Annotated in this window: 7 protein-coding genes and 1 pseudogene; 1 reads left to right on the top strand and 7 read right to left on the bottom strand. The window is 75.1% G+C overall.

Annotation, left to right across the window (positions count from 1 at the left end; all coding sequences use genetic code 11):
• Nucleotides 1-75: 75 nt before the first annotated feature.
• The 5 genes from rox to AB0E83_RS29180 form a co-directional block, all read right to left on the bottom strand.
• Nucleotides 76-1512 carry a rifampin monooxygenase gene (rox, locus tag AB0E83_RS29200; RefSeq protein ID WP_362118280.1) on the bottom strand — a complete coding sequence of 479 codons (1437 nt, stop codon included), beginning with the start codon at nucleotides 1510-1512 and terminating at the stop codon, nucleotides 76-78.
• 153 nt (nucleotides 1513-1665) lie between these two features.
• Nucleotides 1666-2238 (bottom strand): GNAT family N-acetyltransferase, encoded by a 573-nt coding sequence (locus AB0E83_RS29195; protein WP_362118277.1) that lies wholly within the window; start codon nucleotides 2236-2238, stop codon nucleotides 1666-1668.
• A gap of 64 nt (nucleotides 2239-2302) precedes the next feature.
• Nucleotides 2303-2509 (bottom strand): cold shock domain-containing protein, encoded by a 207-nt coding sequence (locus tag AB0E83_RS29190; RefSeq protein WP_362118274.1) that lies wholly within the window; start codon nucleotides 2507-2509, stop codon nucleotides 2303-2305.
• Between the two features lie 95 nt (nucleotides 2510-2604).
• Nucleotides 2605-3522 carry a glutaminase gene (locus AB0E83_RS29185; protein ID WP_362118271.1) on the bottom strand — a complete coding sequence of 306 codons (918 nt, stop codon included), beginning with the start codon at nucleotides 3520-3522 and terminating at the stop codon, nucleotides 2605-2607.
• Nucleotides 3523-3581: 59 nt separating this feature from the next.
• Complete coding sequence (locus AB0E83_RS29180) at nucleotides 3582-4994, bottom strand: aminopeptidase P family protein (RefSeq protein ID WP_362118268.1); 1413 nt, start codon at nucleotides 4992-4994, stop codon at nucleotides 3582-3584.
• A 148-nt stretch (nucleotides 4995-5142) separates the two neighbouring features.
• Here AB0E83_RS29180 and AB0E83_RS29175 point away from each other — a divergent pair, with 148 nt between their 5' ends.
• Nucleotides 5143-6126 (top strand): LuxR family transcriptional regulator, encoded by a 984-nt coding sequence (locus tag AB0E83_RS29175; RefSeq protein WP_362118265.1) that lies wholly within the window; start codon nucleotides 5143-5145, stop codon nucleotides 6124-6126.
• 9 nt (nucleotides 6127-6135) lie between these two features.
• Here AB0E83_RS29175 and AB0E83_RS29170 read toward each other — a convergent pair whose 3' ends face one another.
• Both AB0E83_RS29170 and AB0E83_RS29165 read right to left on the bottom strand, forming a co-directional pair.
• The gene (locus AB0E83_RS29170) at nucleotides 6136-8154 is read right to left on the bottom strand and encodes a prolyl oligopeptidase family serine peptidase (protein WP_362118262.1); all 2019 of its coding nucleotides are present in this window, start codon (nucleotides 8152-8154) and stop codon (nucleotides 6136-6138) included.
• A 43-nt stretch (nucleotides 8155-8197) separates the two neighbouring features.
• Nucleotides 8198-8887: pseudogene (locus tag AB0E83_RS29165) on the bottom strand (serine/threonine protein kinase); the annotation flags it as partial.

Raw genomic sequence — 8887 nt, 5'->3', positions numbered from 1 at the left:
GGGGTTGGGCGGGCCGGGCGCGGGGGGGGCCGGGGCGGGGCGGCCGCCCGGGGGGGGCCCCCACGGCCGCGCGGATCAGGCCGCCGACGGCGCCCCGAACCACCGCTCCAGGCGCTCCCGCAGCCCCGCCGGGTCGTCGCCGACCCAGACGACGTGCCCGTCCGGCCGCAGCAGCGCCGCCGGCACGTCCGGTTCGCCGGCGCCGGCGACGCGCTCCACCCGGTCCTCCCAGCCCTCCGCCGAGAGCGTCCCGGTGCGGTCGAGCAGGATGCCGCGCCCGGAGCGCGCCGTCTCGTACAGGCGGCCCTCCTTCAGCGGCACGTCCCTCAGCCGCCGGCCGACCAGGGGGTGTTCGTCCTCCCCCGCGCAGTCGTAGCGGAGGTCGATCGCGGTGATCTTCTCGATCAGGTGCCGGTTGACCCCGTCGAGCTCCATCAGCTCGCCGAGCAGGCGGCGCACGGCCCGGGCCCCCGGCTCCTCGGACATCAGCTCCATCTGCGCGCGGGTGTTGTCGAGGACGGCGGCGGCGGCCGGGTGGCGCTCGGAGTGGTACGTGTCGAGCAGCCCGTCCGGCGCCCACCCCCGCACCTCGGCGGCGAGCTTCCAGCCGAGGTTGAAGGCGTCCTGCACCCCGAGGTTGAGGCCCTGGCCGCCGGTCGGCGGGTGGATGTGCGCGGCGTCGCCGGCGAGCAGCACCCGGCCGTCGCGGTACCGCTCGGCCTGCCGGGTGCCGTCGCCGAAGCGGGACAGCCACCGGGGCTCGCGCACCCCGAAGTCGGTTCCGGCCACCGCCGTCAGACGCTCCCTCAGTTCGCCGAGGGTCGGGGCGGACCGGTCCTCGGACAGCCCGGCGGCGGGCACGACCACCCGGAAGAGGCCGTCGCCGAGCGGCAGCACGCCGAACCGCAGCTGCGTCCTGCGGACCTCGGCCACCACGGGGAGCACCTCCTCCCACGGCACCCCGATCCGCACCTCGGCGATCAGCGTCTCGTGCCGGGCGGGCAGCCCGGGGAAACCGATCCCGGCGAGGGCGCGCACGGTGCTGCGGCCGCCGTCGCAGCCGACCAGCCAGCGGGCGCGCGGCCGGGAGCCGTCGGCGAGCTCCGCCGTCACGCCCTCCGCGTCCTGGACGAGTCCGACGAGCTCCCGGCCGCGCCGGAGCTCCACGCCCAGCTCGCGGGCGTGCTCGTCGAGCAGTTCCTCGGTGATGTTCTGCGGGATGCCGAGGACGTAGGAGTGGGCGGTGTCCAGGTCCTCGGGCCAGGTGGTGCCGAGCCCGGCGAAGAAGCCGCCGACCCGGTACCGCTGCCCCCGGGCGAGGAAGCGGTCGAGGAGGCCGCGCTGGTCCATCACCTCGATGCTGCGGACGTGCAGTCCGAGCGCGCGGCTGTGCCCGCTCGGCGCGGTCGCCTTCTCCAGGACGAGCGGCCGCACGCCCCGCAGGCGCAGTTCGGAGGCGAGCATCAGGCCGGTCGGGCCGCCGCCGATCACGAGGACATCGGCATCGAACATGAGTGTTCCCCCATCGGTCGTGCTGTACGGCCGCCGATTCTCCGCCCTCCCCGGGGCCTTGCCGCAAGGCCCCCCGTGCGCTATACGTTGAAGAGGGCGAGGAACCGGTGGTTCCCCGCCCTCGTCGTTTCCGGCGGTCCCCGGGGGCGCGGGTCAGCGCAGGTCGAGCCGCATGAGGATCCGGGGGTGGCCGGCGAGCACCGAGGTGGTGTCCGCGGCCTTCACGAAGCCCGCCCGTTCGAAGTTCTTCCGCAGCCCGGGGTAGGCCATCGTGAGGTCCACGCGGGCGTCGCCGTTGTCCAGCGGGTACGCCTCCACCGCCGGCGCCCCGTGCGCGCGGGCGAAGTCCACGGCGCCCGCGATCAGGGCGTGGCTGATGCCCCGCTTGCGGTGGCCGGGGCGGACCCGGACGCACCAGAGCGACCAGACCGGCAGGTCGTCGACGTGCGGGATCTTCCGGTTGCGGGCGAAGGCCGTCTCGGAGCGGGGCGCCACGGCGGCCCAGCCGGCCGGCTCGCCGTCGTCGTAGGCGAGGACGCCCGGCGGTGGGTCACCGGCGCACAGCGCGGCGACGTACTCGCCCCTGGCCGGTCCGCGCAGCTCGTTGTTGAGCTTGGACGGGATCCGGTAGCTCAGGCAGAAACACACGTTGGCGGTGGGCGACCTGGGGCCGATCACCGCGCGGACGTCCTCGTAGACGGAGGCCGGACGCACTTCGACGGTCATTCCCCCACCCTGCCACGGCGGACGCTGCTCCGTACGGGGGAGGCCGCGGCGGGGGCGGGCCGCGTCAGGTGCGGAGCTCCTTCGCCTCGAAGCGGCCCTCGCCGAGGACGAGGACGAAGGTGAGCTGCTGGCCCTCGGAGAGGGAGCGGACGCCGTCCTCGACGTCCTCCGCCCGGAAGAAGACGGGTTCCTCGGACCCGACGGGCAGCACGAAGCCGTAGCCGGAGCGGCGGTTGAAGGACTGCACGAATCCGGTGGTGCGGTTGTCCACGGCGACCTCCTTCGCTGCGGGCGCCCACGGCGCCCCCACCGGATCTGTACCCCGTCCGGGACAACCCCGCCAGCCGGCCCCGCGTCCGGGCGGGATCAGAAGACGGAGAGGCCGGTGATGGTGGTGAAGCGGTCGAGGGCGGCGACCCCGGCGACCGAGTTGCCCCGTTCGTCGAGGCCCGGGCTCCACACGCACAGGGTGCAGCGGCCGGGGACGACGGCGATGATCGCGCCGCCGACGCCGCTCTTGCCGGGGAGCCCCACCCGGTAGGCGAAGTCCCCGGCGGCGTCGTAGGTGCCGCAGGTGAGCATGACGGCGTTGACCTGTTTGGCCTGGCTGCGGGTGAGGAGCCGGCTGCCGTCGGCGCGGATGCCGTGCCGGGCGAGGAAGCCGGTGGCGACGGCGAGGTCGGCGCAGGACGCCTCGATCGAGCACTGGCGGAAGTACTCGCGCAGCAGGGTGGGGACGGGGGTGGTGATGTTGCCGTACGAGGCCATGAAGTGGGCGAGGGCCGCGTTGCGGTCGCCGTGCTCGGTCTCGGAGGCGGCCACGTCCCGGTCGAAGTCGAGGTCGTCGTTGCCGCTCTCGGCGCGCAGGAAGTCCCGCAGGCCGCCGGAGGCGTCGCCGGTGAGCCGGTGGAGCCGGTCGGTGACGACGAGGGCGCCCGCGTTGATGAACGGGTTGCGGGGGATGCCCTGCTCGTACTCCAGCTGGACCAGCGAGTTGAAGGGGTTGCCGGAGGGTTCGCGGCCCACGTGCTCCCACAGTTCCTCGCCCTCCTCGGCGAGGGCGAGCGCCAGGGTGAAGACCTTGGTGACGGACTGGGTGGAGAAGGGCTGCTGCCACTCCCCCACCCCGTACACACTGCCGTCCAGTTCGGCCACGGCCATCCCGAAGCGGTTCGGGTCTCCGGCGGCGAGCGCCGGGATGTAGTCGGCGGGGCGGCCGCGGCCGACGAGGGTCCCGATCTCCTCGGCGACGCGTTCGAGCACGGGCAGGAAGGACTGCATCATGATCACATGATGCGACCGGACGGCCCGGTCCGTCAGCGGGGGTCCGCCGGCCGGCCCCGTCAGCCCGCGACGCGGGCCATCCACTCCTCCACCTCGGCGGAGGTGCGCGGCAGGGCGGCGGAGAGGTTCTCGTGGCCGTCCTCGGTGACCAGCAGGTCGTCCTCGATGCGGACGCCGATGCCGCGCCACTCGGCGGGGACGGTGAGGTCGTCGGGCTGGAAGTAGAGGCCCGGCTCGACGGTGAGGACCATGCCCGGCGCCAGGACGCCGTCGACGTACTCCTCGGTGCGCGCGGTGGCGCAGTCGTGCACGTCGAGCCCGAGCATGTGGCCGGTGCCCGCCATGGTGAAGCGCCGCTGGAGGCCGAGCGCGTACGCGCGGTCCACCGGGCCCTCGATGAAGCCCCACTCCACCAGCCGGGCCGCCAGGGAGCGCTGGGCGGCCTCGTGGAAGGCGCGGTAGGGGGCGCCGGGCTTCACCGCGTCGAAGCCGGCCTGCTGGGCCTCGTACACGGCGTCGTACACCCGCCGCTGGACGGGGGTGAAGGTGCCGCTGACGGGGAGGGTGCGGGTGACGTCGGCGGTGTAGAGGGTGCGGGACTCCACGCCGGCGTCGAGGAGCAGCAGCTCGCCGGGGCGGACCGGGCCGTCGTTGGAGGTCCAGTGCATGATCGTGGCGTGCTCGCCGGCCGCGCAGATGGTGCCGTAGCCGACGGAGTTGCCCTCCAGGCGGGCGCGGCGGAAGAAGGTGCCCTCGATCCACCGCTCGGAGGTGGCGACGGCGGTCGACAGGTCGCCGATGGCGTCGGTGAAGCCGCGGACGGTGGAGTCGACGGCCTTGCGCAGCTCGCCGATCTCCCACGCGTCCTTGATCAGGCGCAACTCGCTGAGGACGTCCGCCAGTTCGGTGTCCCGCTCCTCGTCGGTGGTGACGGCCGCCTCCAGGGCGGGGTCGACGCCGCGGACGATCCGGGTGGGCACGCCGGCGCCGGCGGCCAGCTCCTCCGGGGCCTTCCGGACGTCCCGGCAGGGCAGTCCGAGGACCCGCTCGGCCTCGGCGAGGGAGAGCCGGCGGCCCATCCACAGCTCGGCCGTGTACCCGATCCAGAAGGTGTCGTCGTCGCGGCTGTCGCGGGGCAGCTGGTAGCAGTGCGCGTCGTGGCCGCCGTCCGCGCGCGGCTCCAGGACGAGGGCGCAGTCGCGGGACCGGTCGCCGGTCATGTGGACGTAGGCGGAGTGCGGGCGGAAGGGGTAGGTGTCGTCGTTCGAGCGGACCTTGAGGTTGCCGGAGGGGATCACCAGGCGCTCGCCGGGGAACCGCGCGGAGAGCGCGGCCCGGCGGGCGGCGGCGTACGGCGCCTGCTCGGAGGGCTCCAGGTCGTGCCGCTCGGTGTCGGCCCAGCCGGTCCGCATCAGCGCGGAGAGTTCCTCGGAGATGTTGTCGTACAGGCCGTTCTTGCGACCCTTCGCCACGGCGTGCTCCTTCGTCGGGGTTGCTGCGGGAACCGCCGGTCGTCGGCGGCTCACGGACCGTAGCGCGGCGCGGGGGGCGGCGGTGCGCGGGAGTGCCAGTGGCACGGATCGGACACCGGGGCGGCCGGGAGGTGCCGAGAATGGGGCCATGGCGAACGAGAGACTGGGCGGGGCGCTGCGGCTGCTCGGCCTCGGCGAGACGGCGGCGCGGCTCTACCGCGTGCTCCTGGAGCGGGCTCCGGCGCCGCTGGAGGCGGTCGGCGCGGCGGCCGGGCTCGACGGTCCCGCGCTGGCGGAGGCGTACGGGGAGCTGGTCGGCGCGGGCCTGGCGAGCCCGGTGGCGGACGGGGGCGGCGCGGCGGTGCCGGTGCCGCCGGCGGCGGGCCTGGAGGTCCTGGGCCGGCACCGGGCGGCCGAGCTGGACGAGTCGCGGATCGCGGTGGGCGCCGCCTTCGAGGCGTTCCGGCGCCGCCGCCTCGCCGCGTCCGACGGCGACCTGGTGGAGGTGGTGACCGGGGAGGCGATCGGGCCCCGGATGCGGCAGGCGTGGGCGAGCGCCCGGCAGCAGATCCGGCAGCTGGACTCGCCGCCGTACTTCCCGATCCCCGGCGCGACCGGGGACGCGCTCGCCACCCTCGCCCGGGGCGTCACCCAGCGGGTGATCTACTCGCGGGCCTCGCTGGAGTGGCCGGGGCACCTGGAGGAGGCGATCGAGCCGGTGATCGCGGCGGGCGAGCAGGCCCGGGTGCTGCCGGCCGTGCCGGTCAAGCTGGTGGTCATCGACGACGCGTACGCGCTGGTGTCGCTGTCGATCCGGGAGGCCGACGTGCACCACACGATGCTGGTGGTGCAGCCGTGCGGACTGCTCTCGGCGCTGGTGGCGCTCTTCGAGCAGTCCTGGCGGGACGCGCTGCCCTTCCACGGCCGCACCGCGCTCCCGGGCGGGCTCGCGCCGGCCGACCGGCGGCTGCTGTGGCTGCTGGCCGGGGGCGCGGCGGACGAGGTGATCGCCCGGGAGATCGGCGTCAGCCGCCGCACCCTCTTCCGCCGGATCCAGGTCCTGATGGCCCGGCTGGGGGCGGCCAACCGTTTCCAGCTGGCGCTCCAGGCCCAGCGGCACGGCTGGCTGTGAGCCCGTCCGTCACCCTTCGGTCAGGTGCTTGCGCAGGAAGGTGTACATCAGGGCCTTGTTCCGGGCGGCCTGCGCGTTGTCGGTGGCGCCCGCGTGGCCGCCGCCGGTGTTCTCGTGGAAGAGCACCGGGTGGCCGAGCTCGCGCAGCCGCGCCGCCGCCTTGCGGGCGTGCCCGGGGTGCACCCGGTCGTCGCGGGTGGAGGTGGTGAGCAGCACCGGCGGGTAGGCGGCGTCGGGGTCGAGCCGGTGGTACGGGGAGAGGTCGAGCAGGTGCGGCAGGTCGGCCTCGTCCTCGGGGTCGCCGTACTCGGCGATCCAGGAGGCGCCGGCCAGCAGCTTGTGGAAGCGGACCATGTCGAGCAGCGGCACCTGGCAGACGATCGCGCCGAACAGCTCCGGGTAGCGGGTGAGCATGGCGCCCATGAGGAGGCCGCCGTTGCTGCCGCCGGCGGCGCCGAGCGTCGCCGGGGTGGTGATGCCGCGGGCGACGAGGTCCCGGGCGACGGCCGCGAAGTCCTCGAAGGCCCGGTGGCGGTGGGCGCCGAGCGCGGCCTGGTGCCAGCCGGGGCCGTACTCGCCGCCGCCGCGGATGTTGGCGATGACGTACGTGCCGCCGGTCTCCAGCCAGCCGCGGCCGGTGAGCGCCGCGTAGGAGGGGGTGAGGGAGACCTCGAAGCCGCCGTAGCCGTAGAGCAGGGTGGGGCCGGGGGCCGCGCCGCCGGAGCGGTCGGGGCCGATGACGAAGTACGGGACGCGGGTGCCGTCGTCGGAGGTGGCGAAGGCCTGCTCGACGGCGAGTCCGGTGGTGTCGAAGCGGGCCGGTGCCTGGCGCAGGATCTCGGTGTCGCCGCCGACGGTGCCGCGGGTGAGGGTGGACGGCTGGAGGAAGCCGGAGACGTCGAGGAAGTACTCGTCGGAGACGTCCGGGTCGGTGTCGGTGACGGCGACCGCCGACAGCGGCGGCACGTCGGCGAGCGGGGCGCGCGACCAGCCGCCCTCCGCGCGCGGGGTGAGCACCTCGATGCGGGTGCTGACGTCCCGCATGGTCTCCAGGATCAGGTGGTGCCGGGTCCAGGAGTGGCCGGCGAGCGCGGTCCGCTCGTCGGGGGTGAAGAGCGCCTCCGCGGTGCGGTCGCCGGCGAGGAAGGCGTCGAAGTCGAAGGCGAGGAGGGCGCCGGCGGGGTGGCCGAGCCAGGGCGACTTCAGGGTGACGATCAGGTGCCGGCGGTGGGCGTAGACCTCGGCGTCCTCGGGGACCTCGACGCGGACGAGGGTGCCGTCGGGGGTGAGGAGGTGGGTCTCGCTGCGGAAGAAGTCGAGGGAGCGGCCGACGAAGTCGCGTTCGAAGCCGGGGGTGGCGTCGTGCCAGGCCCAGGCGGAGACGTCGGAGGGCTCGCCCTCGAAGACGGTGACGGCCTCGGCGAGCGGGGTGCCGCGCCGCCAGCGGCGGACCGTGCGGGGGTAGCCGGCGTCGGTGAGGGAGCCGGGGCCGTGGTCGGTGCCGACGAAGACGGTGTCGGCGTCGATCCAGCCGATGCTGGTCTTGGCCTCGGGCACGGTGAAGCCGTCCGGGACGAAGGCGCGGTCGGCGAGGTCGAACTCGCGGACCACGACGGCGTCGCCGCCGTCCCGGGAGAGGGAGACGAGGGCCCGGTCGTGGGCGGGCCGCCGGACCCGGGCGCCGGCCCACACCCACTTCTCGCCCTCGGCCTCGGCGAGCGCGTCCACGTCGAGCAGCGTCTCCCACTCCGGGGCGTCCTTGCGGTACTGCTCCAGGGTGGTGCGCCGCCACAGGCCCCGTACGTGCTCGGCGTCCTGCCAGAAGTTGTAGAGCCAGGGGCCTCGGCGGGTGGTGTACGGGATGCGGTCGACGGCGTCGAGCACCTCGCGCAGCCGTTCGGCGAAGGCGTCGAAGCCGGGGCCGGCGGCGAGCTCGGCCTCCGTCTCCGCGTTCCGCTCGGCCACCCAGGCGAGGGCCTCCTCGCCGTCGACGTCTTCCAGCCACAGGTACGGGTCGTCATGGTTCACGCGTGCCATTGTCCCCCGGCGGCCGGCGGGGGCGGCCGGTCGGTCAGTCGGCGGTCTCCTTGTGCACCACGGTCCCGTCGGCGTCGACGGCGAGGTAGCCCGTCGCGGAGTAGTCGTCGGTGCGGTAGACGAGGAGGGTGGGGCGGTCCTTGTTGAAGGTCCAGCGTTCGGCGATCAGGTACCGCGAGGTGGGCGACTCGACCCGGAGCTCGCGGTCGGCGCGCTTCGCCAGCTCCGGGAGGTCGTCCCAGGGCATGCGGGCGGGGTCGAACGGCTGCTCGTCGGGGTCGGAGGAGCTGATGGTGCCGCCCACTCCCTGCCGGCTGACCTCGCCGTCCCGGTAGATGTACCGGTCGTAGGTCCTGGCGCCGGGCTTCGTGGGGATCTCCGCGACGGCGTACTCCTCGTAGACGACCAGCTGCTTGACGGTGGACACACCGGTGGCGTCCCGGAAGGCGGCGACGGCGGTGCGGACGCCGGCGGGGGTGAGGTGGGAGGACGCGGCGGGGGCCGACGGGGCCGTGGTCGCCGGGGCCGTGGCCGGGGCGCCGCCGGGGGTGGCGGTGGAGCCGGCGCCGGTCCGCCCGCCGTCGCCGGTGCCGCCGTCGCCCTTCGGGAGGAACTGGGTGAGGGCCAGGGCGGACAGCGCCGCCGCGAGGAGCAGGCCGCCGGCGAGCCGGGCGGGGCGGGCGGGGCGGGCCCGGGCCGGGCGCCCCCTGCCGGGCCTAGGCTT

Origin of the sequence: Streptomyces sp. NPDC035033, assembly GCF_040636735.1 — a bacterium.
In the GTDB taxonomy this organism is placed as follows: Bacteria; Actinomycetota; Actinomycetes; order Streptomycetales; family Streptomycetaceae; genus Streptomyces.
Note: the sequence above shows the minus strand (reverse complement) of the source record. Positions and strands in the feature narration are given on the sequence as shown.

What these genes read in the sequence shown, in the direction of transcription:
- rox (WP_362118280.1), bottom strand. Translation starts at nt 1,512, where the DNA reads ATGTTCGATGCCGATGTCCTCGTGATCGGCGGCGGCCCGACCGGCCTG.
- AB0E83_RS29195 (WP_362118277.1), bottom strand. Translation starts at nt 2,238, where the DNA reads ATGACCGTCGAAGTGCGTCCGGCCTCCGTCTACGAGGACGTCCGCGCG.
- AB0E83_RS29185 (WP_362118271.1), bottom strand. Translation starts at nt 3,522, where the DNA reads ATGATGCAGTCCTTCCTGCCCGTGCTCGAACGCGTCGCCGAGGAGATC.
- AB0E83_RS29175 (WP_362118265.1), top strand. Translation starts at nt 5,143, where the DNA reads ATGGCGAACGAGAGACTGGGCGGGGCGCTGCGGCTGCTCGGCCTCGGC.